Source organism: Hyalangium gracile, assembly GCF_020103725.1.
Classification (GTDB): Bacteria; Myxococcota; Myxococcia; order Myxococcales; family Myxococcaceae; genus Hyalangium; species Hyalangium gracile.
Genome location: NZ_JAHXBG010000006.1, coordinates 462230 through 487611, shown reverse-complemented (window position 1 = coordinate 487611; position 25382 = coordinate 462230). Strand labels below are relative to the sequence as shown.

The following is a 25382-nucleotide window of genomic DNA, read 5'->3' as shown; positions in this document are numbered from 1 at the left end:
CAGCAACCTCCGCCGCGAGCGCCGGAAGCGACACACCTCCACCGCCGCGATGAAGACCAGCACGTAGGCCAGGTACCGGGCCAGCTCGCGCCAGGTGGCCGGCGGCTCCAGCGAGACGGGCCGCGCGGACGTGAGCCCCAGCGGAACGAGCGCGAACTCCCGCAGCGCGGCGGCCTCGGGGCTCACCGCTTCCAGCAGCCCCGTGGGGAGCGGGATGAGCTGTACGAGGCAGAGCGCCGCGCCAGCCACCAGCGGCAGCGCGAGCCACGGCACGTGCAACGCGTGCCCCTGACGCCGTGCGCCCAGCCCGGCCAGCAGCACGGCCAGCGTGGCCAGCCCCACCAGCGGCCCGAGCACCCACGTCGGCGCGCCACCCAGCGCCAGCGGGCAGAACACGACGAGCCCCGACAGCATCGCTTCGGCGCCGAGGATGTATCGAGGAGTGCGGCGAGACACGGGGGACATGGACGCGCCTGGGACTATCGCATGGGAGCGAGAGGGCCTCCTACCCACTCCTCCCTGGAGCATGGGCAGGCAGGCGTCCCGGATGCACGCTGGTCGAGATTTCACGTGGGACTCGGCTTGCATCCGGGGTGGCATCTGGCATGTTCCGCCAGCCCATGCGCCGCCTTGCCGCAATCGCCGTGCTCTCCCTCTCCCTCGTCGGCCTCACCGGCTGCAAGGGTGCCTGCCGCCAGCTCTCCGAGCAGCTGTGCGACTGCAACACCAACTCCGTGGAGCGCGAGCTGTGCGTGCGCCGCGCCTCCAACGACGAGGCCCGCGTGGAGCCCACGGCCGAGGACGAGGCCACGTGCGAGGCGAAGCTGGAGACCTGCGACTGCGCGGCCATCGAGACCGACGAGGGCAAGACGGCCTGCGGCCTGGCCCGCTGAGTCCTCAGGCCCGAGGCGTCCCGGCAGCTACCCCCTCGGGTGCCCGCCCGCGTCGCTCCACCCACGGCTGGAGCGCTCGCCGCACCCACGTGCGCATCGGCGTCTCCACGAGCCAGTGGCAGAGCACCGACACTCCCAGCACCACCGGCAGGTAGAGGGCGAACAGCGGCCGGTACCCGCGCAGGTCCACCCAGGGCGCCAGTGACTCCGCCACGGAACCCACAGCCAGCCAGACCGGGTGCTCGAGGATGTAGAGCGCGTAGCTGGCCGCCCCCAGCCGGATCAGCAATGGCCGGGACAGCAGCCACCCGAGCGGCCCTCCCCCGCGCGCCAGCCCGTACACCAGCACCGCGTACACCGGCGCCAGCAGCGCGTTGTGCAACAGCGGAAAGGGCAGGGACTGGCTGAAGGCGAAGGCCACCAGCGTGAGCAGCGCCGCGCCCGTCGCCATCCACGTCCCCGAGCGCCCCTGCGCCGGCGTCTCCAGGACGAAGAGCCGGCCCAGCACCACCCCCATGAGGAACTCGGGCAGGCGCAGCACCGGGTTGAACTTGAGCACCGTGAGCCAGGTGCCTCTCGACAGGATGGTGGCGGTGCCGCCATCGGGCTCGAAGCCCAGGTAGAGCAGCGACGGCAGCAGCCCCATCCCCCACAGCGCGAGCAAGGCCCAGCCGAGCCGCTCGCGCCGCAGCCGCCCCACCCACGCCGCCGCGAGCGGGAACAGCGCGTAGAAGAACGCCTCCACCGCGACGGACCAGCCCGGCGGGTTCCAGTAGAGCGTCGCGGGCGGCAGCCAGGCATGGACGAGCAGCAGCGCGCTGCCCCCACCCACCGCCAGCTTCGCGGCGGCCATCCCCACGCTGTTCGCCGCCATCGAGCCGGCGATGACGTGCGGCGCCAGCAGCACCAGCGCGAGCACATACACGGGGTACACCCGCGCGATGCGCGCGGCCCAGAAGGCGCGCGGCTCCGCCGTCATCCGCCCGTCCGGCCCCAGGTAGTTGTAGGCGAGCACGAAGCCCGAGAGCACGAAGAAGAGCCCCACCGAGGCGTACCCGCACTGGTAGATGGCCGTCAGCCACCCGGGCGCGCCCTCGAACCAGCCGCCTCCGAAGTGGAACACCACCACGTGCAGCGCGGCCCAGAAGCGCAGGCCGGTGAGCGCCTCGCGTGTCTCGCCCTGGCTCACGGACGGCCGATGTTCTGGTACGTGAAGCCCAGCTCGCGCATCCGGGCCGGATCGTAGATGTTGCGCCCGTCGAAGATGACCGGCGCCTTCATCAGCGCCTTCATCCGCTCGAAGTCCGGGTGGCGGAACTCGTTCCACTCCGTGACGATGAAGAGCGCGTCCACGCCCTCCAGCGCCTCGTAGGGCAGCGAGGCGTAGCGGATGCGGTCTCCGAAGTAGCGATGCGCGGTGCGCTCGGCCACCGGGTCATGCGCCACCACCTTCGCGCCCTTGCCCAGCAGCCCCTCGATCACCTCGATGGAGGGCGCCTCGCGCATGTCGTCCGTCTTCGGCTTGAAGGCCAGGCCCCACACCCCGAAGGTGCGCCCCGCCAGCGAGCCGCCGAAGTGCTTGAGCGCCTTGTTCACCAGCAGCTTCTTCTGCCGCTCGTTGGTGCGCTCCACCGCGCGCAGCAGGTCCAACTCCAGCCCGTGCTCGCGGCCCGTGGCCACCAGCGCCTTCACGTCCTTGGGGAAGCACGAGCCGCCGTAGCCCACACCCGGGAAGAGGAACGGGTAGCCGATACGCCGGTCCGCCCCCAGCGCCTTGCGCACGAAGTCCACGTCCGCGCCCACCTTCTCGCAGAGCGCGGCCATGTCGTTCATGAAGGAGATGCGCGTGGCCAGCATCGCGTTGGCCGCGTACTTCGTCAGCTCGGCCGAGCGCGTGTCCATGTAGAAGATGGGGTTCTCCGTCCGCACGAAGGGCGCGTACAGCTCGCCCATGATGCGGCGCGCCCGCTCCGAGTCCACCCCGATGACGACGCGGTCCGGCTTGAGGAAGTCCTCCAGCGCCGCGCCCTCCTTGAGGAACTCGGGGTTGGAGACGACGTCGAACTCCACCTTCGTCACCCGGGCCAGCGTCTCGCGCACCTTGTCCGCGGTGCCCACCGGCACGGTGCTCTTGTCCACCACCACCGTGTACTGGCGCATGGCACGGCCGATCTGCTCCGCCGCGGCCAGCACGTACTGGAGGTCCGCGTCGCCGCTCTCGCCCTCGGGCGTGCCCACGGCGATGAACACCACCTGCGACGGCCCTACCGCCGTGGCCAGGTCCGTGGTGAAGGACAGCCGCCGCTCCCGCACGTTGTTGCGGATGAGCTCCTCCAGGCCCGGCTCGTAGATGGGCACCTCGCCTGCCTGGAGCGCGCGGATCTTCCGCTCGTCGATGTCCACGCAGACGACGTCATTGCCCGAGTCCGCGAAGCAGGTACCCGCGACGAGCCCGACGTAGCCCGTTCCGATGATGGCGATGCGCATGAGACTCCCGTGGCGACTGGCGCCGCCCGTCTCTTACGCCGAGAGCCCCGCCAGGGGAAGCCAGAGCCGCCCTCCACCGGCCCCACAGGAGAGCGGGCGAGGGCTCACTGCCCGGTGAGCAGGCGGCGGAGCCGGTCCGCGCCTCGGAGCACCCCTCGGCTTCCCGGCACGCTCACCGGCTCCACCACGAGCCGGTTCAGCAGCTCCTGGGTGGCGCGGCGCAGCGGCGGACGGGCCGCCTCCACGGCGGGTGCCGTCTCGGGGAAGAGCCGCCCGATGATGGACACCGAGGTGTAGAGCGCACGCTCCAGCCGCCAGGCCCGCGCGCGCTCCTTCAGCGCCGCCACGTCCACCGGACGCGAGTAGATGCTGCCCATGGAGGTGGCGCCGGTGATGAGCTCGCGCAGGTCCACGAAGGACAGCCACGGCACCTGATAGCCCTGGCGCGCCTGCTCCAGGCACAGCAGCAGCACCGCGTCCTCCAGGTCCGGACGGAACATGGACGGGCCGTACACCTTCCACGGCCGGGCGCGCTCGAAGATGCCTTGGACTTCCTCGCGCCGCTCGGGCCCGAGCACGTCCGCGAACAGGTAGATGGCGGTACGCCCATCGGACAGCATGCGCGCCGCGCCGCTGCCCGCCTCATCCTTCTCCGTCTTGAAGTGGTGCTGGGAGAGGTAGCCCGAGAAGCCCTCCACGTCCACGCGCTTGAGCAGCACGTGGATGTCCAGCACCGGGCGGAAGCCCACGTGCGGGTAGACGGCCTCGGCGAAGGCGGCGGCCCCCATCACCACGAGCTTGCGGCCCTCCAGCTCGTCGACGATCTGCTTGAAGTTCACGAGCTTCATCACGTTGTCGTTGACGGAGCCCTGGTAGATGGTGAGCAGCCGCTCCCGTACCCACTCGGGTGCGTCCGCCCCGGCCAGCCGGTACTCGAGGTTGTAGGCCGCCAGCGGCGCCAGCCCCTGGACAATGGCCCAGTCCACGAACTCCTCCCAGGGCGCGCCTCTCAGCGAGCCACGCGGCGGATCGAACGAGGACAGGGTGCGGAAGGTCTCAAGCAGGCTGGGAGCCATGGTGGCGCACCTTTAACGAGATAACCCCACAGGACGCAATGCGTGCGTGCGCCTCCTTCCTCGACAGGTGACACTCCCGCCGAGGGTGCCACACGTCCTGGGAGCACGCCCTTCCATGATTGGACACCTGGGGGAGCCATGGTTTCATCCGCGCCCCTCCCCCGCTTCAGGAGATGCCTTGAGCACAACCTCCGCCCAGGGACCGGAGAGCCGCTCGGAACTCCAGGCCCGCACCCTCCCCGGCATGCACGACGCGGTGATCGCCGTCCTCCGGCGTCACCTGCCCGCGCCCGCGCGGATGGTGGATCTCGGTGCCGGCTCCGGGGCGTGGGCCTCGCGCCTGGTCTCCCTGGGCTACAGCGTCACCGCCGTCGAGCGGGACACCTCCTTCTATCGCTTCACCGGGGCGCCCCTCATCGCCGCGGACCTCAACGAGCCCTTCAGCGCCCGACTCCAGGGCCCCTTCGACGGGCTCACGGCCATCGAGGTCATCGAGCACCTGGAGAACCCGCGCGCCTTCCTGCGCGAGTGCCACAAGCTGCTCGCGCCTCGGGGGCTGATGGTGCTCACCACGCCCAACATCGAGAACGTGCCCGCGCGGCTGCAGTTCCTCGCCACGGGGAACCTGCGCATGTTCGGCCGGGATCCGCGCTTCAACGATCCGACCCACATCACGCCGATCCACACCTTCATGCTCGAGCGGATGCTGCGGGACACCGGCTTCGAGCTCGTGGAGCACACCTTCAACCAGCCCCACCCCACGGGCACCCGCCCGCTCAACCGGCTCATCACCCGACTGGTGGGGCCGCTGCTCCGAGGCCTCAAGGGCGGGGACTGCCACATCTTCGTGCTGAGAAAGCAGTAGCGCGCCCGCTCACCGCCGCAGGGCACTGGGGAGCCGCGCACGGACGGCCTCTCCGAGCCGCCACACGGCATAGCGAGCCATGGGCCCCGCGCGAGGCGCGAGCAGGAGCTTCGCGGCGGCCCACTCGGCCTTGTGCTCGACGAGCGCCGTCCCGAGCAACCGCTCCTCGGAGAAGAACCGCGAGGCCAGGAGCCGCTGCCAGCGCGGCGGAGCCAGCTCCGAGAGCACCTCGGAAGGAACGGGCGCTCCGAGCAGCCGCCGTGCCGCCTCCAGCGCGTACCACGCCAGGTGCGGCAGCGCCGAGGCCCGCGCCACCTCCACCACGAGCGGCCACCGCAGCCGAGGGTGCGCGAGCAGCAGCAGCTTCAAGTCCAACAGCCACGAGAGCCGCTGGAGCAGGTGGTTGCTCGCGTGGAGGGACAGGTAGACCAGCTCCTCCTCGGCGCGGAGGTAGCGCACGCGGCGGCCCTCCAGCTCGGCCTCCTCGGCGTGGGCCAGCAGGGCGTCGGCCTCCAGCGCCTGCCCGTAGCCCACGAGCGCGCGGAAGTGCAGCTCGACGAGCCCGGCCGGGCCCTGGAACTCGCGGTGGTGCGAGTGCTCCCCGCCGTGCCCCGGCCGCTCGGGCGCCCGCGCCAGCCCCAGGCCCTCCAGGGCGCGCGAGGCCGCCTCCACCTGCGCCCCGGCCACGAGCAGATCCACATCGGTGGTGGCTCGGAGGAAGGGCTCCGGGTAGAGCCTCCGGGCCAGCGCCGGGCCCTTGAGCAGCACGGGCACCACCCCCACCGTGGCGAGCGCATCCACCGAGCGCAGCAGGAGCGCATGGACCCGGATGGCACGCGCGGCGGTGCTCATCGACTCGCGGCGCAAGAGCTCGCTCGCGGCCTCGGGAAACACCCACCCTGCCCGCTCCGCCGCATGCACCGCGAAGCCCGCGAGCCCGTGCCGCGCGGTGGCTCTGACGAAGCGCTCCGCATCCACGGGGGGCGGGCTCGCCGGAGCGTCCGGCCAGGCCCGAAGCAGCGCCAGGAAGTCCCGGGCGCCCAAGCGCGTCACCGCCTCAGCGAGACGACGCGGCCCGGCTCGGCCGCGGCCTCGGCCATGAGGCTGGCGGCGCGCTCGGCCACGGCGTCAGCGACCAGCTCCACGGCCAGCTCCTCATCGCGGCTCACCTCCGCGCGCCCATCGCGCCAGGAGAGGCTGAGCCACCCGAGCTGCACCTCTGCCTCCTTGACCTCCACGCGCACATCCAGCGGCAGCGCGGAGCCCGCGGGGCGCTGGGTCTCGAAGACGACACCCTCCGTGAGCCCCTCGTGCTGGTGCTGGAGCCGCAGCTCCAGGCGGGCGACATCGAGGGCCCCGGCCAGCGGCCGCACGGCGTCCCACACCTGCTGGAGCGACTGGGCGCCGCGAATGGCGCGGGTGAGGTCCTTCACCAGCGTGCGCAGGCGGATGTTCTTGCGACGGACGTCGCCCATGGCACCTGCGCGGTGCAGGTCCAGGTAGCCCAGCTTGCGCATGAGCACGAAGATGACGACCGCCATGCCCACCAGGAGCATGGCCGACTGCGCGCTGTTGGCGAAGTTGAGCCCGAGCGCGGTCAGGGTGAACAGTCCACACAGGGCGTAGAGCACCAGCACCGCCGAGCGGTGGCTGAGCACCAGCCGGCTCATGAGGCGATGGTGGATGTGCTCCTTGTCCGCACTGAACATGGGCCGGCCCAGCAGCGAGCGGCGAATCATCGCCAGCAGGGTGTCCATGATGGGCAGGCCCAGGGCCATGACGGGCACGAGCATCGCGACGGCGGTGCCGCTCTTGGTGGACGTCTTCAAGGAGACGGCGGCGAGCACGAAGCCGAGGAACATGCTCCCGGTGTCGCCCATGAAGATGGAGGCCGGGTTGAAGTTGAAGACGAGGAACCCGAGGATGGCGCCGGCCAGGGCCGCCATCAGCAGGCACATGACGACGTCCCCGCGCACCAGCGAGAGGATGAAGTTGGTGCCCACGCCAAAGAAGGCGACGCCCCCGGCCAGCCCATCCAGCCCGTCGATGAGGTTGATGGCGTTGATGACGCCGACGATCCACAGCAGGGTGAACGGGAAGCTGAGGACGCCCAGGGCGAGCTCCGCTCCGAACGGGTTGGCGATCAGCTCGACGCGGAAGCCCAGCATGTAGAGGGCGATGGCCACGGCGAACTGCACGGAGAACTTGAGCCGGGCCCCCGCGCCTCGCAGGTCGTCATACAGGCCCAGCGCGGCGATGGCCGCACCGCCACAGAACAGGCCCCAGACGAGGTCCTGGTGGAAGCGGAACAGGTAGCCCACGCCGGAGTCGGTGAGGAACAGGGCACACAGCGGCGCGAAGAAGCCCGCGACGATGGCGATGCCGCCCAGGCGCGGGATGGGGCGCGCGTGCACCTTGCGGCTGGAGTTGGCCTGGTCCACCCAGCCCCACGCCAGGGCCCGGTTGCGCACGACGAGCGTGAGCACCAGGGCAACCATCAGCGAGACGAGGAAGGTGACGAGAAAGGTAATCATTTCGGGGCCAGACCGGGCGCATGGTGGCGGCCTACGGCATGGCGCGTCAATGTCCGGTCCGGGAAATCACCCGGCCCCGCTGGGCCCGCTCGCCTGCTCCCTCTCTCCTTGAAGAGCGGACTCGTAGACACGCAGGGTGCGCAGGGCCACGTCCCTCCATGTCATCCCCTGTACGGCGGTCTGTGCCGCGCGTCGCACGTCGAGCAGCCGGCGCCGATCCTCGGCGAAGGCGCGCACGGCGGCGGTGAAGCCCGGCACGTCGCCGATGGGCAGCAGCCGACCCGTCTCTCCATCGCGGACGACTTCCGGAGCCACGCCCACCGGCGTGGAGATGGGCGCCAGCCCACAGGCCATGGCCTCCACGAGCGCCATGCCGTAGCCCTCCGCGTGGCTGGGAAAGAGCAGCACCTCCTGCTGGCGGAGCAGGCCGGGCAGCTCGGCGTGGCGGTAGCTCGACACCACGCGGAGGCGCTCGCGCACCGGAGCGGGGAAGGCCGCGCGCACATCCGCCTCCCCCGTGCCGGTGCCCAGCAGGGAGAGCGAGAAGGACACGCCCTGCTCGAGCAGCGCTCCGGCCACGGCGACGACATCCTCCCGGCCCTTGCGCTGGATCCACGAGCCCACGAAGGCCAGCCGCAGGGGCCCCTCGGGGAGGAGCTCGGGAGGCGGGAGCGCTCGGAAGGGCTCGGGCAGGCCGTGGGGGATGAGGGCGATGCGACCGGCGGGCACGCCCAGGCGCTCTGTCGCGTAGTCCCGGTCCAGGGGGTTGAGGAGCACGACGCGGTCGGAGACGAGCAGGGACTGGCGCACCTCCCAGAGCCGGAAGCCACCGTGGTACAGCGGGTACTTCCAGCTCAGGCTCGCCAGGCCGGCGCGGGTGTCCGCGTGGAGTTGCTCGGAGACGACATGCTCCAGGCCATGGCTGCGGGTGATGAGGGCGTGGCGGCGACGGGCTCCCGGGCGACCCAGGCGCGCCCAGGGCCAACAATCCCCGGTGGTGATGTCGAGCACGTCGAAGCGCCCCGCGTTGCTCGAGAGCCACGTGGAGAGCGCCCACGGAAAGCGGACCGAGTGCCAGGCGGAGTACGCGGTGACACCGGGGAAGGCCTCGCCGAAGCCGTAGTAGAAGACCTCGCAGCCGAGCCCCACGAGCGCGTTCCCCAGCGCCAGGGTGACACCGGGAGCGCCGAGGTTCGGATCGAGCGGATGATGGATACCGAAGAGGACGCGTGGGCCGGACACGGTGCTCCCGCGGAGAGGGGGAGTGGACCCCAGGTGCTGGATAGCACGGCGGCTGGTCGTCTGGTGACCCTTGGGGCTCCTTCTATCGACGGGATGACTCCCTGGACGCTTTGAGCCGCAAGCGGCCCGGTCCAGAATGCGCCGCGGCGCACCCTCTTATGTCCCTCTCTTCCTCACCGACCTTGCGGCAGTGCCTGGACGGGAGACGCAACAACCTGGACTTCATCCGGTTCGTGGCGGCGGTGGGGGTGATCTTCTCGCACTCGTTCCCGCTCGGGCAGGGGCTGGGGACGTTCGATCCGCTGGAGATCTTCTCGCACCGGCAGTCCACGGTGGGGCATCTGAGCGTGGCGGTGTTCCTGATCATCAGCGGGCTGCTCATCGCGCAGAGCCAGGAGCGCTCGCCGAGCATGGCCGGCTACCTGTGGGCGCGGGCGCTGCGCATCTTCCCCGGGCTGGCGGTGATGCTGCTGGCGAGCACGTTCCTGCTGGGCCCGGTGCTGACGGAGCTGCCGCTGGCGGTCTACTTCCAGTCGCCGGAGACGTACCTGTACCTGCTGCGCAACTTCACGCTGTACCAGTCCCAGTGGGGGTTGCCGGGCGTCTTCCACGGCAACGTGTACCCGGACGTGGTGAACGGCTCGCTGTGGACGCTGAAGTACGAGGTGGGCTTCTACCTGCTCGTGGCGGGGCTGGGACTCGCGGGGCTGATGCGAAGGTGGGTGGCGCTGGCGGGCTGGGTGGCGGCGGCGCTGGTGCCCTTCGTGCCGCTGGTAGGCCCGAGGCTGAACCTGTGGCCGGAGCTGTACCTCTACTTTGGCGGAGGCCTGGCGCTGTACCTGTTGAGGGATCGGGTGCGGATGAACCGGTGGGTGGCGCTGGGGTGCACGGGGGTGCTGGTCCTCACGGCGTGGCTCGGAGGGTTCCGCTACGCGGTGGGGAGCTGTGGCGCGTACCTGGTGATGTACCTGGCCTTCCTGCCGAGCCGGCTGTCGGGCTTCGCCCGCTACGGAGACTTCTCCTACGGCGTGTACATCTACGCGTTCCCGGTGCAGCAGCTCGTCGTGATGCGGATGGGGGGACGCGTGGCGTGGTGGGTGGACGCGGCGGTGTCGCTGCCCGTCATCGTCGGGCTGGCGGCGCTGTCGTGGCACCTGGTGGAGAAACGAGCGCTGAGGCTCAAGCACTCGCCGCCGGCGCTGCTGGTCCGGCTGCTCCCCGGAAGGGCTCGCCCGGCGGAAGGCGCGGCGCCCCACGCCCAGCTGTGAACCGTGCTAGGGATACGCGCGCTCGCGCCAGCGGCTGGCGGGGCATGAACCACTCGCGGAGCACGGCATGCGCGTCATCACCCACTTCGGCCTCTGGCTCGTCGGTCTGGAGCAGGCCCAGACCCAGACGTCCGCGGGCGAGCGCGCCTGCCTGGCGAAGCACGCGGCGGGCAAGCGGCGGCTGGTGGAGATCGGCGTGTGGCACGGCGTGACGACGCGGGTGCTGCGCAGCGTGATGGACCCGAGCGCCACGCTGTACGCGGTGGACCCGTTCCCCATCGGGCGGCTGGGCTTCAGCTTCCAGTACCTCATTGCCCACCGCGAGGTGGGTGTGGTGCGCAACGGGCGGGTGTCCTGGATCCGAGCCACGGGAGAGGACGCCGCGCGCCTGCACCGCTCCCAGGGGCTGCCGCCGGTGGACTTCATCTTCATCGATGGAGACCACACGTACGAAGGGCTCCGGGCGGACTGGACGGGCTGGAGCCCGCTGGTGGCGCCGGGCGGAGTGGTGGCGCTGCACGACAGCCGGGACACGAAGGAGAGCCCACGGCCTGGAGCGGGCAGCGTGCGCTACACGAGCGAGGTCATCGTGAAGGATCCGGCCTTCGAGGTGATCGACGAGTTCGAGTCCCTGACGGTGCTCCGCCGCAGGCCGGACTGAGGCGCCTCAGCGCCGGAACTGCCGCAGCGACGACGCCACCATCCACGGCGGGAAGCCCAGCATGTAGCGCCAGCGCGGCACGACGAAGTGTCCTCGGAGGCTCCGCCGGTAGAGGTCCAGCGCCAGATCCTGGCGCCCATGCTCCACCAACCACCGCGACACGTGCCGCACGCCGTGGAGGATCAACGTGAGCCGCTCGCGCCTCCGGGACTCGCCTCCCGGGTAGCGTCCGAGCTCTTCCTGCTCCAGGTGGTAGCACAGCCCCTCGTAGCCCTGCTCGAGCTGCCGTGACGAGGAGCCCCCGTGCTGGCGGTAGCCCATGACGAGCGGCGCCTCCACCCAGACGAACCCGGGCGCGGTGCCCAACCGATAGAGCAAGTCGTGGTCCTCGGAGATGATGCGCCGCGAGGTAAAGCCCCCCACCCGGCGCAGCGCCTCCGTCTTCACGGCGATGACGCAGGCGGTGCGGGCGAACGTCTCGTCCGCGCTGGCGAAGTAGTCCGCGAACGCGTGGGCCCGGAGCGGCTCCCTGCGCACCCGGGCCAGCTCGCCCGGACGCTGGAACGTCGCGGGAGTGCCCATCACCACCGAGGGCCCACCGTACATGTCGATGGCCTGCCGCCACGTCCCCAGCGTCCAGGGGAACCACAGGTCATCGCTGTCCAGGAAGACCACGTACGAGCCCGCGGCGTGCTGGATGCCCAGGTTCCGCGCGACGCCCTGCCCCTGGTTCTCCTGGCGAAGCACGCGCACGCGCTCGCCGTACCGCGCGAGCACCTCCCGCGTGTCGTCCGTGGAGCCGTCATCCACCACGAGCACCTCGTAGTCCGAGAACTCCTGGACGAAGACGGACTCGAGCGTCTCGCCGAGCAGCCGGGCCCGGTTGTACGTGGGGATGACGATGGAGAAGAAGGGCATGGCCACCTATCCCAGCCGGACGCGCAGGCCCATCTCGGAGATGCGCACGAAGGTGGAGAGCTGCCGCTTGTACTCCTTCAGGCTCACGCGTCGCCGCAGCAGGGTCTGCGTCAGCACGAACGCGTTCCACGGCAGCGTCCCCACGAGGATGAGCCGCAGCAGCTGCTCGTGGAGCCGGCCATGGTGCTTGCGGAAGAAGGCCAGACGCGTGCGCCACAGCTCCACGCGCACCTTGTCCGGGCCCGAGGTGGAGGGCCGGAAGGAGCGGCTCGTGAGGTGGGTGATGACGGCGTCCGGGCAGAAGGCCACCTCCCAGCCCGCCTTCCCGGCGCGCACGCACCAGTCCGTGTCCTCGGTGTTCCCCAGCGGAGAGAGCACCTCGTCCAGCAGGCCCACGTCCCGCAGACACTCCTCGCGCACGACGATGCAGGCGCCCAGCACCCAGCTCACGCGCGCCTGCTCGTAGCCGTACTGCGCCGGGTGGATGTGCCGCGCCTTGAGGAAGTGCAGCGGGCGCGGCAGGAAGCAGATGTCCCAGAGCGCCGAGGCGAGCGTCATCTCCCGGAAGGTGCAGTTCTGCACCGTGCCGTCCGCGTTGAGCAGCCGGGCGCCGGCCATGCCCACGCGGGGGTTCTGGTCCATGAAGCGCACCAGCGAGTCGAACGCCCCCTCGTGGACGATGGTGTCGTCATTGAAGACGCAGAGGTAGCGCGCCTGCGCCTGGGCGAGCACCTGGTTGTGGTTGGCGGAGAAGCCCTTGCGCTCCTTGTTGAAGAGCCAGCGCACCTGGGGGAAGTCGCGCCGCATGGCCTCCACGCCGCGCCCGTCGGTGGCGTTGTCCACCACCCACACCTCGAAGGAGCACTGCTTCGTCGTCGCGAACAGCGTGCGCAGGCAGTCGTGCAGCAGCTCCGGGTTGCTGTGGTTGACGATGGAGATGGCGAGATCGGGCTTCGTCATGAGGAGGACTCCCGAGGGACCGGGCCCCGGAGGCGGGCTCGGACGAGTCCGGCGATGGTGCGCAGCTCGGCCACCAGCGGCAGCGGCCCGGGCAGGCGCTCGCGGAGGAGGAAGAGCCCCGCGAACAGCGCCACGCCGACGAAGGCCTGGGCCCACAACCCGTCACGGACGACATACGGCGCGGCGAGGATGGAGCCCAGCAGCAGCAGGCCCACGGTGACGACGGGCTCCACCACCTCCACGCCGATCCCCTTCAGCGCCGGGTTGAGCCGCGTGACGAGCCAGGCCGTCACGCCCAGCTCGAGGAGGCTGATGATGCTCCCCAGCGGCCCGACGCCCATCAGGCCGAACTGGTGGATGAGCCAGGTGCCCAGGGCCCACTTCGACACGCCCACGCCCACGGTGACGGCGAACCGCTGCCAGGGCCGGCCGCCCGCGTTCTGCGCGGTGGCCAGCAGGCCGATCAGCGTGACGAGGATGCACTCCATGCTGAACCACTGCACGAGCGGCACGGCGGGCACCCACCGCTGACCGAAGAAGAGGGGCACGGCCACCGGCACGGCGAGCACGGCCAGGGGGATGAGCAGGCACAGGGCGGCGGACAGGCGCCGCAGCGAGGTGCGCAGGTAGTCGGCGAAGCCGACGGGGTCATCCTGCAGGCGGCAGTAGGCCGGGAAGGCCACGCGGTTGAGGATGACACTGAGCATCATCGGCGTGGAGGCCAGCGCCCAGGCCCAGTTGACGAGGCCCACGGCGTCCTTGCCCAGGTAGCGCCCCACCACCAGCGGCACCCAGCCCGCGGTGAAGGCGCCCACCAGCGGCGGCAGCTGGAAGGCCAGCCCCATGCTGAGCAGCCGCCGGATGATGGAGAGGTGGAACGTGAGCCGAGGCCGCCAGGGCGAGGCGGCCCAGATGCACACCAGGCCCACGGCGCCCCGCACCAGCCCTCCACCGACGAGCGCCCAGGCGCCCCAGCCGAGCGCGGCCATGGAGATGGTGCTGACCACCTGCGCCAGGTTCTCGATGAGCTCGGCGCGGGCAATGGCGGGGAAGGCGAGCTTCCGCTCCAGCGCCATGTTGGGGATGATGCGCAGGGAGAAGAGGAACAGCCCCGCGGCCATGGCGTAGACCATGGGGAGCGCCTGCGCCCCGAGCGCGTACTCGGAGACGAGGTTCGGGGCGAACAGGATGACCACGGCCGCGACGAGGGCCGTCAGCAGCTGGTGCCCCCAGAAGATGGTGGAGGTCTCCTCGGCGGTGGGCTCGTGGGACTGGTGCACGAGCGCGGCGCTGAGCCCCAGGTCTCCGAGGTAGACGCCCAGCGTGGCCGCGTAGTTGACGATGCCGAAGAGGCCATAGTCGTCCGGGAACAGCAGGCGAGACAGGCACAGGGCGCTGACCACGCGCAGCCCCTGCGAGGCCAGCACACGCGCGGCGAGGACGAGCACCCCCTTCTGGGCACGGGCCTTCACCTCGGAGGCGGTGACTTCTGGAGCGGCGGTGGCGTTCATCCCTGGCAGGCCGCGCCCGAGGCGTGAAGCGCGCGCGAGGGACGGATGCTAACGGTGGCCCCCACGGCCCTCAAGCGCGACACAGCCTGCTCCCTCCCCTTGCAAGAGAGAGCCGGATGCTTTTGACACCCCCGAAGCGCGAGGGCTACGGTCCGCGCCGCATGGGGCTGGACGTGGCATGGCACCTGCTCACGGGCGAGTACCCACCCCGGCCAGGCGGTGTCAGCGACTACACGCGACTGATCGCTCGAGCGCTGGCGCACCGGGGCGCGGAGGTCCACGTGTGGGCTCCCGGAGAGGGCGGCGAGACGCGGGAGGAAGGCGTCATCGCGCACCGTTCCCCGGGGCTCTTCACACCCGCCGGGCTGGTGAGGCTGACCCGGGAGCTGGAGCGCTGCCGCAGGCCGCGACGGCTGCTCCTTCAGTATGTGCCGCATCCGTTCGGCCTGAAGGCGATGAACCTGCCCTTCTGCGTCTGGTTCGCCGGGCGCCGGAGCGATGAGCGCTGGGTCTTCTTCCATGAGGTGGTGTACCCGTGGAACCCGAGGGATCCGCTGCGCCGCCAGGTGCTGGCGGGTACCACGCGGGTGATGGTGCGGCTGGTGGCCGAGGCCGCCGATCGGACCTTCGTGTCCATTCCCACCTGGGCGGAGCACCTGCCCGCTCGGGTCCGCCGCCACACCGAGTGGCGTCCGGTGCCCAGCAACTTCCCCACGGAGGTGGCTCCCGAGGCTGTTGCCCGCGTGCGCGCGGAGCTCGGCGAGCGGCCCCTTCTCGGGCACTTCGGCACCTATGGAGTGCTCACCTCGGCTCCTCTGGAGCATGTGCTCGTTCCGCTGCTGCGTGCGGATGCTCGGCGTCGGGTGCTGCTGCTCGGGCGGGGCAGCCAGGCCTGGAGCGAGGGCCTGGCGCGGCGTCGCCCGGAGCTCTCCGCGCAGCTCCTCGTCCGCGACTCCCTGCCGCCCAATGAGCTGGCGGCGTACCTCGCGGCGTGTGAGCTGCTCGTCCAGCCCTACCCGGATGGGGTGACCACGCGACGAGGCTCCACGATGGCGAGCCTCGCCCTGGGCCGCCCGCTGGTCACCAACACCGGGCACCTCACCGAGCCCCTGTGGCGCGGACTGGGCGCGGTGGATCTGGTGGAAGGCACGGATCCGGCCGCGCTGGCCCGAGCCACCGAGCGGCTGCTCTCCCGCCCTGATGAGCGGGCCGCGCTGGGAGCCCGAGCAGCCGAGGTGTACCGGCAGCGCTTCTCCCTGGAGCGCACGATGGAGGCGCTGCTGAACCCCGCGCCCGCGCACGAAGGGCGGCATCCATGAGCGCTGGATCGCCGCTGAAGCTCGCGCTGCTCATGGATCCTCGCGAGGAGGGCTGGCCCAGCATGGACCTCGTGGGCGAGGCCCTGCTGGAAGGGCTGTCCGCCCTGCCCTCGGAGGTGACGGTGACGGGCGTGCGCCCCACGCTGCCGCGCCTCGTGCAGCGCTTACCCCGAGTCAACGGACGCACGGCCTTCAACGCGGACCGGCTCCTCACCCGCTTCGGCGCCTATCCGGTGCGTGCCCTCCTGGCCCGAGGCCGGTACGACGCCTTCCACGTGGTGGACCACTCGTACGCACAGCTCGTCCACGCGCTGCCCGCGCGGCGCACGGGCGTCTACTGCCATGACCTGGATGCCTTCCGCTCGGTGCTCGAGCCCCACCGCGAGCCGCGCCCCACGTGGTTCCGGCTCATGGCGCGAACGACGCTCCTGGGGCTGGAGCGCGCGGCCGTCGTGTTCCACGGCACGCAGGCGGTGCGCGCCGAGCTCCTGGCCCACGGAGTGGTGGCTCCCGAGCGGCTCGTCTGGGCACCTCCTGGTGTCTCACCGGAGTACCGACCGGAGCCCTCCCCCGGCGACACGAGCGCGTCCGTCCTCGCGCCGCTCGGGGGACGGCCCTACCTCCTGCACGTGGGCAGCTACATCCCGCGCAAGCGGCTGGATGTGCTCTTCGAGGTGTTCGCGGCGCTGCGAGCCCGGCACCCGGAGCTGCGGCTCGTTCAACAGGGCGGAGCGCTCACTCCCGCCCAGCGAGAGCTGGTGGCGCGACTGGGGCTCGGCGACGCGTTGCTTCAGCCCCCGAAGCTGGACCGGGCGACGCTCGCGGGGCTCTACCGAGGAGCGCGAGCCGTGCTCGTCCCCAGCGAAGCGGAGGGCTTCGGGCTTCCCGTCATCGAGGCCCTGGCGTGTGGTGCTCCAGTGGTGGCCAGCGATCTCCCCGTGCTGCGCGAAGTGGGAGACACCGCGTGCCTCTATCGTCCCGTCGGTGACGTGGCGGCCTGGGTGACGACCCTGGACGCGCTGCTGTCCGGACGACAGCTCCCGCCCACGCGCGAGGCCCGGCTGGAGCGTGCTCGGCGGTTCACCTGGCAGGCACACACGCGCACGGTGCTCGAGGCGTACCTGCGGCTCCTCCAGCGCTGAGCCCGAGCCGGCTGGTACAGTGCCGGCCCCTTCCGTCCATGGCTTCCTCGCCCCTACTCGCTCTCCGCCGCCCTCCGCTGCACGCATGCACCGGGCTGCGCTTCTTCGCCGCGATGAGCGTGGTCGCCTACCACTTCTACTGCGCGCCCTGCGAGCCGGCCGCGCCGGGGTTCCTGGGCAAGCTGTTCCAGGCGGGCTTCACCACCGTGAGCCTGTTCTTCGTCCTGTCCGGCTTCATCCTCGCCTACAACTACCTGGGCGAGCGGGGCGGCTTCGTGGGGACGACGCGGGAGTTCTTCCGAGCCCGCTTCGCACGCATCTATCCCATCTATCTGCTGGCGCTCGTGGTGGACATTCCCCTGTTCATCCACTTCCTTCGTCAGGCCGAGCCAGCCACCACCCCCGGCGAAGTGGCGCGCATCTCCATCTCCACACTCACCCTGACCCAGTCCTGGTTCGATCTCCAGCGACCCACGTGGAACATCATGGCGTGGACGCTGTCCATCGAGGCGTTCTTCTACGCGGTGTTCCCCTTCGTGGGCCGCTGGCTCGCGCGACAGAGCTCGCGCCGCCTGCTCGGAGTCACCCTCGCGGCCTGGCTGCTGGGTACGGCGCCCTTCGTCGCGGGAGACTTCGCGACGAAGCTCGGCGAACAAGGCTCGCTGCCGCTCGTGGCGAGCGCCCTGCGCGCCTGGAGCCTGTACCCCGGCTACCTCCTGCCGGTGGCGCGACTCCACGAGTTCGTCATCGGCATCTGCCTCGGGCTGCTGTTCTGCCGCCGAGCCCCTCGGGGCAGTGAGGCCACGCGCACCGTGGGCCTGCTCGCCACCTGCGTGGCAATTTCCACGGTGATCCTCCTGTTGCCCCCCAAGCCCACGCCAGCGGCACAGATGGGGGTGCTCGTCCCACTGTTCGGGCTCGCCATCTGGCTGCTGGCCTGTGGTGTCGCCGGCAACGGGCTGACGCTGGGCACCCGCCCGCTCGTGCGGCTCGGCGGCGCCAGCTATGCCCTCTACCTGCTGCACGGCTCGCTGATGGGGTACGCGCTCGCCCTCAACACACGCACCCTGGCGCTGCCCCACAACGCCGTCGCCCTGCTGCTGGCCCCGGTGGCCGTCGCCCTCTCCCTCTTCCTCTTCCAGCACATCGAAGAGCCCGCCCGGCACTGGCTACGCAAGCCTGCCAGGGGTGTTGCGAAAACCGGGGCACTCGGGTAATACAGCTCTCCGCACCCGGTCGTGCGCATCCGCTCGCGGCTCAGCTCGTACGGCTCGGGTGGAAAGGTTGCGCTCCAGTGGAGCTTCGCTCCTGGAGGTTGCGACAAAAAACGTCACCTGCTGACAATTTTGGGCATGTCGTTCACTGCCGTGCATCAGCGTGCGACGCGGGTCTGAGTCCACGGTGAACACACAGCGGCTCCGACGCGCTGTGCAGGCCCAGCGTACCCGTGACAGCCACCACGGATCCGGCGACGCGCGATCCGGCGGCCCGTCCATGCCGGTTGGATCTCATACAACCCCTCTGGACGATCCAAAGCGCCCGTTTTCGTCAACGCGCGCGGGCGTTCCCCACGGAGCGTATGGCTCGGCGCTTGCTCCCTCGTCAGGGCACGACGTTTTTTGTTCCTCCGAAGGAGCCCCCATGGCGACCCAGCGTCAGCACCGCGGCTTCACCCTCATCGAGCTCATGATCGTCGTGGCAATCATCGGAATCCTGGCAAGCATTGCCGTCCCGAGTTTCCTGCGACTCCAGGCGCGTGCGCGTCAGTCCGAGGTGGCCACCAACCTGAAGAGCCTCTTCACCAGCATGCGCACGCTGCAGCGCAAGCCGCCGGCGGACATCCACTCCACGGGCTTCGCGCCCGAGCGCGGCAACCGCTACAGCTACCACCTGGAGGACAGCTGCAGCACCATCGAGGACCGCAGCGGCATCAACGCGGTGCTCAATGGCGCGGCGCAGTGCGTGGGCGTGGACACGTTCCGCTTCACCAGCTTCCCGTCCTCGTTCACTCCGGTGCCGCCCGGCGGCGCCACGTGGGATCAGCAGGGCACCACCAACGGCCTGAGCGTCAACGCCGGCCTCTATGGCGATGACCAGAGCTGGGACTTCCTGGTGTACGGCGCCGGTGACGTGGACAACAACGTGGGCGACACGGCGGACACCTGGCTGATCACCTCGGCGGATGGCGACCTGACGCCGGCCTGCCCGAACACGGGCGGCGTGTCGGACCACATCGCCGCGGGCGAGCCGTACAACTCCAACAACGACGTGGACTGCAACTGACGTCCCGCGTCTGGCTTGACCGCCCGGTGCCGGTCTGATTCGGTCACCGGGCCTTGCGCATCCTCTTCCTCAATCCCGTGGGAGTGCTGGGCGGGGCCGAGCGCGCGTTGCTGGACCTGCTCGCATGTCTGCGCGAGCTGGACCCGGCGCTCTCGCTGCACCTGCTCACAGGCACCGAAGGGCCGCTGCTGGAAGAGGCGCGTGCGCTCGGGGTGGACAGCCGGCTCCTGCCGCTGCCCGAGCGACTCTCGGCCCTGGGGGACAGTGGGCTGCGAGGCCAGGGGGCTCGAGCACTCTGGGGGATGGCTCGAGGTCTTGCGCCTGCTCCGGGGCTGCTCTCCGGCTACCTGCGGGCGCTGCGTCGCGAGGTCCGCTCCCTGCGGCCCCACCTGCTCCACTCCAATGGCATCAAGACCCACTTGCTGAGCCCCGCCACCGTGGGCCTGCCCGTGGGGCGGGTGTGGCACATCCACGACTTCATCGGTGAGCGGCCGCTGGTGAGACAGGCCCTGCGGGCGCTGCGCCCTCTGGCGACGGCGGCAATCGCCAACTCGCGCGCGGTGGGTACGGATGCTCGCGAGGTGCTGGGCTCCGTTCCCGTGCATGTCGTGTACAACGGCGTGGACGTGGGGCGCTTCGCACCCGGGGCGGGGGATGGGCCGCGGCTGGATGCGCTGGCGGGACTGACTCCGGCTCCAGCGGGGACACTGAGGCTGGGGCTGGTGGCCACCTATGCGCGCTGGAAGGGCCAGGAGGTCTTCCTTCAGGCAGCGGCCCGGTTGCTGCGCGAGCACCCCGCCCTGCCCGCTCGCTTCTATCTCGTGGGTGCGCCGCTGTACCGCACGCCGGACTCGCAGTTCTCCGAGGAGGAGCTGCGGGGGCAGGTGGAGCGCCTGGGGCTGAGCGGGCGCGTGGGGTTCGTGCCGTTCCAGCGGGAGCCGGCGGCCGTCTACCGGGCGCTGGACATCTTCGTGCATGCGAGCACCCGCCGGGAGCCGTTCGGCCTCACCATCGCGGAGGCGCTGGCGTGCGGGCGGCCGGCGGTCATCTCTCGCGCCAGTGGAGCCGCGGAGCAGCTGACCGACGGTGTGGATGCGGTGACGCTGCCCTCGGGGGACGCGGAGGCGCTGGCGGCGGCGCTGAGGAGCCTCATGGAGGATGCGGGGCTGCGTGAGCGGCTGGGACAGGCGGCGCGACGGACGGCGGTCGAACGCTTCTCCCGAGAGCGCTACGCCCGGGAGATCCTGGACCTCTACCGGGAGCTGGCGCGAGCGGGAGGTTCCGGGTGACGCGGCCACGCCGGCTGGTGAGTGTCTCTCACTCCTACGTCGTCACGCTCAACCGGCGCCTGGCCAACGAGATGGCTCGGGTGGGCGCGGGGCGGTGGGAGGTGACGGCGGTGGCGCCGCGCTTCTTCCATGGAGACCTCAGCCCCATCACGCTCCAGCGCGAGGCGGGCGAGGCGAGCCGGGTCGAGGAGGTGCGCGCCCTCTTCAGCCGCTCGGCGCACGTGTTCGTCTATGGGCCGGAGCTGCGAGCGAAGCTGGCGAGCGGCGTGGACCTGGTGCACTCGTGGGAGGAGCCGTACGTGTTCGCCGGGGCGGAGGTGGCGCTGCTGACGCCTCGGCGCGTGCCGCTCGTCTTCTCCACGGCGCAGAACCTGTACAAGCGCTACCCGCCACCATTCGCCCAGCTCGAGCGGTGGGTGGTGTCGCGCGCGGCGGGCTGGGTGGCCTTTGGAGAGACGGTGAAGCAGAACCTGCTCACCCGGCCAGGGTACGCAGGGCGTCCGGCGCGCTACATCCCGATGGGAGTGGACATGGAGCTCTTCCAGCCGGACCGAGCGGCGGGAGCGGACTTCCTGCGCGAGCTGGGGTGGGAGGCGGAGGGGCCACCCGTGGTGGGGTACCTCGGGCGCTTCGTGCCGGAGAAAGGCGTGGAGCTGCTGCGCCAGGTGCTGGAGCGGCTCACCACGCCCTGGCGAGCGCTCTTCGTGGGAGGCGGCCCGCTGGAGGCCAGCCTGCGAGCGTGGGCCGAGCGCCAGGGGAATCGGGTCAGGGTCGTCACGGGCGTGCCACACGCCCGCGTGCCGAGGGCACTCAACGCGATGGATGTGCTGTGCGCGCCGAGCCAGACGACGCCCCGGTGGAAGGAGCAGTTCGGCCGGATGCTGGCGGAGGGGTTCGCGTGTGGAGTGCCGGTGCTGACGAGCGACTCCGGAGAAATTCCTCATACAGCGGGCGATGCGGGCCGGGTGCTGCCCGAGGCGGACGTGACGGCCTGGTCGGCGGCGCTCTCGGAGCTGCTGGAGAGTCCGGAGCGCCGACAGGAGCTGTCCGCGCGGGGGCGAGAACGAGCGGTGACGCGGTTCGCCTGGCCCGTGGTGGCCCGGGAGCACCTCGACTTCTTCGAGTCCGTGCTGGGCTGACGGGCCTATCTCGACCGCTCGCGCTCCAACAACCCGACCATCTCGGCGGCCATGCGGTCCCAGGTCCACGCGCGCAGTGTGGCGGACAGCTCCGCGACATGGGGCGCGAGTGCCGGCCCCTGCGCCCGCCACGCCTCCAGCTTCTGGACCAGCTCCCCAGCGTCATCCGGATCATCCAGCAGCAGAGCGCGCAGCTCGGGCGGATAGCGCTCCGCCACCCCCGTCGCGCGGCTCACGAGCGCTGGCAGCCCCGTACACAGCGCCTCATGGACGCCCAGCCCGTACGACTCATACCGCGTGGGAGAGACGAGCAGATCCGCCGCGGCCATCACCACCTGGATGTCCTTGCGGAAGCCCAGGAACTGGATGCGCTCTCCCAGCCCTCGCGTCCGAACCTTGTGCCGCCAGCTCTCCAGCTGCGCGCCCCCACCCGCCACCTTGAGGTCCACGTCCCAGTCGCCGCGCGCACACAGCCGGGCCCAGGCCTCGAACAGCGTGTCGAACCCCTTGCGGCGATCCCCCAGCGCTCCCACGAAGATCGCCACCCGCCGTGCCTCGGGCCAGCCCAGCGTCGCTCGGGCCGCACGCCGCTCCTCGGGTGGGGTCGGGCGGAAGCGCTCCGGATCGCTTCCCAGATAGATGATGTGCACCCGCTCGGAGGAGATGCCCGTGGCCCGGAGGATGTCCTCCCGCGTGCGCTCCGAGTTCGCGATGACGAGGCGTGCCTTCCGCACGGCCCGGCGCTCGGTATGCCTGTAGTACCGGTTGCTCACCACCGTCTTCAGCCTGCGCACCAACGAGCCCGTGCCCTCCGACGCATAGGCCGCATGGACGTAGTGGAGCCAGTTCACCGCCGGGATGGTGCAGTTGCCACCGTTGGCGACCACCTCGCCCCCCTCCGCCAGGGTCCGCAGGCCCCAGTAGCGTCCCGCCGCATCCAGCAGCGGCTCTCCGAGCAGGTACGCGCCCGCGGGCTTCGGCACCTGGATGAAGCGCACGTTCGGGTACGCCAGCAGCTCCGCCGCGATCCGATGGGCCACCAGCCGCACGGGGCCGCCCTGCCGCGCGAGGTAGCTCGCCAGCGCGAGGTTGGCCCGGTCCATCCCTCCCGTCGCGACAAAGTCACCGGCGATGAGGGTGTAGGGTCGCATTGGCAGCGGGGCGAGGCGCCTGTCGGACCGCGTGCTGGTAGGCCCCGAAGAGGGCCGCATTGAGCAACCAGAACACCATGCCCGACTGGCTCAGGAAGAACGGGTAGCTGAACGTGATGGCGATGGCCCCCAGGTTGTACCCCACGAGGATGGTGCCCCACAGCCAGAATTCGTGCGCGTCATCCCGGAGGAAGGCCAGTCGTAGCGCCCATATCAGCGACACGATGAGTCCCAGCGGATAGAGCACCAGCACGGGAATGCCCCCATCGAAGATCCACGCCGTCCACTGAATCTCCGCCCACAGGGAGCGCTGGCTCCTGTCGCCGAAGTAGGCGTTGGCCATCCCATAGCGCCCGAGCCCCGCGCCCAGCGGGTACTCGGGCAGGAAGTAGCCGATGGAGCCCTCCAGGAAGTAGCCGCGGTTGTTGTAGTAGACCTCGCCCGCTTCCGCCTCGACGAGGCTGCCCCAGCGCTGGGTGATGGCATCTCCGCCCAGCGTCACCGCCCAGCCGAAGCCCGCGATGGCGAAGCCGCCCACCACCAGGACCAGCTTCGTCATCCGCATCAGCCGGCCGTTGAGGGCCAGCACGCCCGCGATCGCCAGCAGGCACACGAGCAGCATCACCGCGGTGGCGCGCACCTGGCAGAGATAGAGGCTGACGATGCCCAGGAAGATGCCGCCAACGCTCAGCGCCCGGATGACGCCGCGCTTGGAGCTGATCAGGAACCCAGCCCCCAGCAGCACCGAATAGAAGGCACCCGTGGCGGCGCCGCCCGGCGTGTCCGTGAGCCCGAAGGGCCGGAAGATGCGCTGTCCTCCCGCCACTTCGAACTGGAGGCTCTGGTTGTAGTTCTCGCCCAGGTTCGCGACCACGGAGGACAGCGTGGGCTGGAACTGCCCTGGAAAGTAGACCTGCAGCACTCCCACGGCGGCGCTCGCCGCGTTGAAGAGGAAGAGCAGCGCCAGGGTGCGCCGGAACGCCGCGGCGTCCATGCGCAGCCGCGTCACCCACAGCAGCGGCACCATGACGGAGAACTGGATGCCCAATTGGGCCCCCGCCGCCAGGTAGCTGCCCGTCTCCGGGTGGAAGATGTTCAGCGTGGTGAACGCCATCGCGGCGAGCACGAACGGCAAGGCCGGGTGCCTCATGGAGCGGCCCGGCACCAGCACCAGCATCCCCAGGCTGGCTCCGAACGAGAAGATGCGGAAGACCACCCGCAGCGGCGCCAGCGCCTCCACCAGCAGCGCCAGCTGGCAGAGGATCTGCACGGCGATGAAGCAGGGGACCACGAAGCTCGAGGCCCAGATGCTCCCACGCGCCGGAGCGCTCTCGGGAGCCTCGCTGCCCTCCATCCCGGAGGCCTGAGCCTCCTCGGGTCGAGTCTCCGGAGCACGAGGCCCGGCTCCCGCAGGCGCGGGGCGGGTGTAGCGACGCCGCAGCACTCCCGGCCCCTGGAGCTCCGGGCGCTTCGGGACAGCGGGGGCTCCCGACCGGGGACTCCTCACGAACGTCTCCGCTCCGCGAGCGAGCGGACGTCCTCGGCCAGCCCTCGCAGGTAGACGGACGGCTCGCACAGCGCCAGCGCGCGCGCGGGACCTCCCGCCCCCAGCCGGCGCCGCTCCTCTCCATCCTGAATCAACCGCTGAAGCGCCTCGGCCAGCGCCCCGGGCTCCGGCTCCACGAGGACGCCACAGGTGCTGTCGATCGTCTCCAACGGAGCGCCCATCGCCGTGGTGACCACGGGCAGCCCCGCCTGCAGCGCCTCGATGAAAGCGAGGCCGAACGGCTCGGGCCCCATGTTGGGCTGGCAGTGGATGTCCCCCGCCCGCAGCAGCCGAGGCACATCCGTCCGCTGGCCCAGGAACCGCACGCGCTCGCCCAGCCCGAGCCGGGAGACCATGCCCTCCAGCTCCTTCAGGTAGCGCACCTCCTCCGGGCGCTGCGCCCCGCCCGCCACCCAGAGCCCCCAGCCCGGCAGCCCCGTCAGCCGCCCGAGCGCCTCCAGCAGCAGGCGGTGCCCCTTCCACCCCTCCATCCGGCAGGACTGAACGATGACGACGTCCTGCTCCTTCGCGCCCAGCTCGGCACGCACCCGGGAGCGCTCGTTCGGATCCGCGGGCTCCGGAGGTGGCACCGGGTAGTAGCGCACCTTGTAGCGAGCGCGCGGGTACACGTTCGCCAGGTTCCCCGCCGAGAACCGGCTGTTGGAGATGACCAGATCCGGCTCGGTGACGCGCGCCCACCGCTCCAGCCAGTGCCGCCCCGTCAGCGTGTCATGCTGGTAGAACAGCAGCGGCACCCCGAGCGTGCGCACCACCGGCCCGAAGAGCGCCTGCGGCCACGCCGCGTGGCACACCACCGCCGCGTAGCCTTCCCGCTCCAGCAGCCGTGTCAGCTCGCCGCGCGCGCGCCACAGCGTCCACGGGTGACGAACCCGCACCGCGCCCAGCAGGTGAACCGTCGCGCCCGCCTCGCGCAGCTCCTGGCTCAGCCGCCCCTCGAAGCAGAGGGCGAAGTCGTGCACCAGCTCGGGGGCGCCGCGCTGCACGCGGGCCAGCGTCCGCAGGAACGTCTCGATGCCGCCGTAGAGGTTGCCGCTGTAGATGTGGAGGATCCGCATCGGGCGTCACACCGCCAGGGAG

22 protein-coding genes are annotated in these 25382 nt (G+C 70.9%); 10 read left to right on the top strand and 12 right to left on the bottom strand.

What is annotated here, in order from left to right; genetic code table 11:
* Window positions 1-605: 605 nt before the first annotated feature.
* Entirely contained in the window at window positions 606-893 is a 288-nt protein-coding gene (locus tag KY572_RS14950; RefSeq protein WP_224243277.1) for a hypothetical protein, read from the top strand.
* A 4-nt stretch (window positions 894-897) separates the two neighbouring features.
* Here the strand turns inward: KY572_RS14950 and KY572_RS14945 are convergent, their stop codons facing one another.
* The 3 genes from KY572_RS14945 to KY572_RS14935 all read right to left on the bottom strand — a co-directional run bounded on the left by KY572_RS14945 (window position 898) and on the right by KY572_RS14935 (window position 4456).
* Window positions 898-2082, bottom strand: a complete 1185-nt coding sequence (locus tag KY572_RS14945) for an acyltransferase family protein (RefSeq protein WP_224243276.1) — start codon at window positions 2080-2082, stop codon at window positions 898-900.
* The gene (locus KY572_RS14940; RefSeq protein ID WP_224243275.1) at window positions 2079-3380 is read right to left on the bottom strand and encodes a UDP-glucose dehydrogenase family protein; all 1302 of its coding nucleotides are present in this window, start codon (window positions 3378-3380) and stop codon (window positions 2079-2081) included. Before KY572_RS14940 ends, KY572_RS14945 begins: the two co-directional genes overlap by 4 nt.
* Window positions 3381-3484: 104 nt before the next feature.
* Complete coding sequence (locus KY572_RS14935; protein ID WP_224243274.1) at window positions 3485-4456, bottom strand: nucleotidyltransferase family protein; 972 nt, start codon at window positions 4454-4456, stop codon at window positions 3485-3487.
* Between the two features lie 178 nt (window positions 4457-4634).
* Between KY572_RS14935 and KY572_RS14930 the strand changes: the two genes are divergently transcribed.
* Window positions 4635-5321, top strand: coding sequence for a class I SAM-dependent methyltransferase (locus KY572_RS14930; RefSeq protein WP_224243273.1), 687 nt, complete (start codon window positions 4635-4637; stop codon window positions 5319-5321).
* Window positions 5322-5330: 9 nt separating this feature from the next.
* Here the strand turns inward: KY572_RS14930 and KY572_RS14925 are convergent, their stop codons facing one another.
* The 3 genes from KY572_RS14925 to KY572_RS14915 form a co-directional block, all read right to left on the bottom strand.
* Window positions 5331-6374, bottom strand: a complete 1044-nt coding sequence (locus KY572_RS14925) for a nucleotidyltransferase family protein (protein WP_224243272.1) — start codon at window positions 6372-6374, stop codon at window positions 5331-5333.
* Window positions 6371-7855, bottom strand: coding sequence for an MraY family glycosyltransferase (locus tag KY572_RS14920; protein WP_224243271.1), 1485 nt, complete (start codon window positions 7853-7855; stop codon window positions 6371-6373). The genes KY572_RS14925 and KY572_RS14920 overlap by 4 nt, the downstream gene beginning before the upstream one ends.
* Window positions 7856-7921: 66 nt before the next feature.
* Window positions 7922-9097, bottom strand: a complete 1176-nt coding sequence (locus KY572_RS14915; RefSeq protein WP_224243270.1) for a glycosyltransferase family 4 protein — start codon at window positions 9095-9097, stop codon at window positions 7922-7924.
* Between the two features lie 158 nt (window positions 9098-9255).
* On the opposite strand from KY572_RS14915, the gene KY572_RS14910 reads away from it, so the two are divergent.
* Window positions 9256-10365: an acyltransferase family protein gene (locus tag KY572_RS14910; RefSeq protein ID WP_224243269.1), complete on the top strand. Its 1110-nt coding sequence runs from the start codon at window positions 9256-9258 to the stop codon at window positions 10363-10365.
* Window positions 10366-10432: 67 nt separating this feature from the next.
* A complete protein-coding gene (locus KY572_RS14905; RefSeq protein WP_224243268.1) occupies window positions 10433-11026 on the top strand; it encodes a class I SAM-dependent methyltransferase in 594 nt (197 codons plus the stop codon).
* 6 nt (window positions 11027-11032) lie between these two features.
* Here the strand turns inward: KY572_RS14905 and KY572_RS14900 are convergent, their stop codons facing one another.
* The 3 genes from KY572_RS14900 to KY572_RS14890 are packed head-to-tail and all read right to left on the bottom strand — an operon-like array spanning window position 11033 to window position 14415.
* Complete coding sequence (locus tag KY572_RS14900) at window positions 11033-11944, bottom strand: glycosyltransferase family 2 protein (RefSeq protein ID WP_224243267.1); 912 nt, start codon at window positions 11942-11944, stop codon at window positions 11033-11035.
* 6 nt (window positions 11945-11950) lie between these two features.
* On the bottom strand, window positions 11951-12904 hold the full coding sequence (locus KY572_RS14895; protein ID WP_224243266.1) for a glycosyltransferase family 2 protein: 954 nt from the start codon (window positions 12902-12904) through the stop codon (window positions 11951-11953).
* Window positions 12901-14415, bottom strand: coding sequence for an oligosaccharide flippase family protein (locus tag KY572_RS14890; protein WP_224243265.1), 1515 nt, complete (start codon window positions 14413-14415; stop codon window positions 12901-12903). Before KY572_RS14890 ends, KY572_RS14895 begins: the two co-directional genes overlap by 4 nt.
* Before the next feature lie 116 nt (window positions 14416-14531).
* Here KY572_RS14890 and KY572_RS14885 point away from each other — a divergent pair, with 116 nt between their 5' ends.
* The 6 genes from KY572_RS14885 (at window position 14532) to KY572_RS14860 (ending at window position 21587) form a co-directional block, all read left to right on the top strand.
* Window positions 14532-15734: a glycosyltransferase family 4 protein gene (locus tag KY572_RS14885; RefSeq protein WP_224243264.1), complete on the top strand. Its 1203-nt coding sequence runs from the start codon at window positions 14532-14534 to the stop codon at window positions 15732-15734.
* Entirely contained in the window at window positions 15731-16876 is a 1146-nt protein-coding gene (locus tag KY572_RS14880; RefSeq protein ID WP_224243263.1) for a glycosyltransferase family 4 protein, read from the top strand. The genes KY572_RS14885 and KY572_RS14880 overlap by 4 nt, the downstream gene beginning before the upstream one ends.
* Window positions 16877-16914: 38 nt before the next feature.
* Window positions 16915-18093, top strand: coding sequence for an acyltransferase family protein (locus KY572_RS14875; RefSeq protein WP_224243262.1), 1179 nt, complete (start codon window positions 16915-16917; stop codon window positions 18091-18093).
* 424 nt (window positions 18094-18517) lie between these two features.
* A complete protein-coding gene (locus tag KY572_RS14870; protein WP_224243261.1) occupies window positions 18518-19159 on the top strand; it encodes a prepilin-type N-terminal cleavage/methylation domain-containing protein in 642 nt (213 codons plus the stop codon).
* Between the two features lie 53 nt (window positions 19160-19212).
* Window positions 19213-20448 (top strand): glycosyltransferase family 4 protein, encoded by a 1236-nt coding sequence (locus KY572_RS14865; RefSeq protein WP_224243260.1) that lies wholly within the window; start codon window positions 19213-19215, stop codon window positions 20446-20448.
* Entirely contained in the window at window positions 20445-21587 is a 1143-nt protein-coding gene (locus tag KY572_RS14860; protein ID WP_224243259.1) for a glycosyltransferase family 4 protein, read from the top strand. The genes KY572_RS14865 and KY572_RS14860 overlap by 4 nt, the downstream gene beginning before the upstream one ends.
* A gap of 5 nt (window positions 21588-21592) precedes the next feature.
* Here KY572_RS14860 and KY572_RS14855 read toward each other — a convergent pair whose 3' ends face one another.
* The 3 genes from KY572_RS14855 to KY572_RS14845 are packed head-to-tail and all read right to left on the bottom strand — an operon-like array spanning window position 21593 to window position 25360.
* A complete protein-coding gene (locus KY572_RS14855) occupies window positions 21593-22690 on the bottom strand; it encodes a glycosyltransferase family 4 protein (protein WP_224243258.1) in 1098 nt (365 codons plus the stop codon).
* Between the two features lie 19 nt (window positions 22691-22709).
* Window positions 22710-24245, bottom strand: coding sequence for an O-antigen ligase family protein (locus KY572_RS14850; RefSeq protein WP_317987849.1), 1536 nt, complete (start codon window positions 24243-24245; stop codon window positions 22710-22712).
* Window positions 24242-25360, bottom strand: coding sequence for a glycosyltransferase (locus KY572_RS14845; RefSeq protein WP_224243257.1), 1119 nt, complete (start codon window positions 25358-25360; stop codon window positions 24242-24244). The genes KY572_RS14850 and KY572_RS14845 overlap by 4 nt, the downstream gene beginning before the upstream one ends.
* Window positions 25361-25382: the final 22 nt, after the last annotated feature.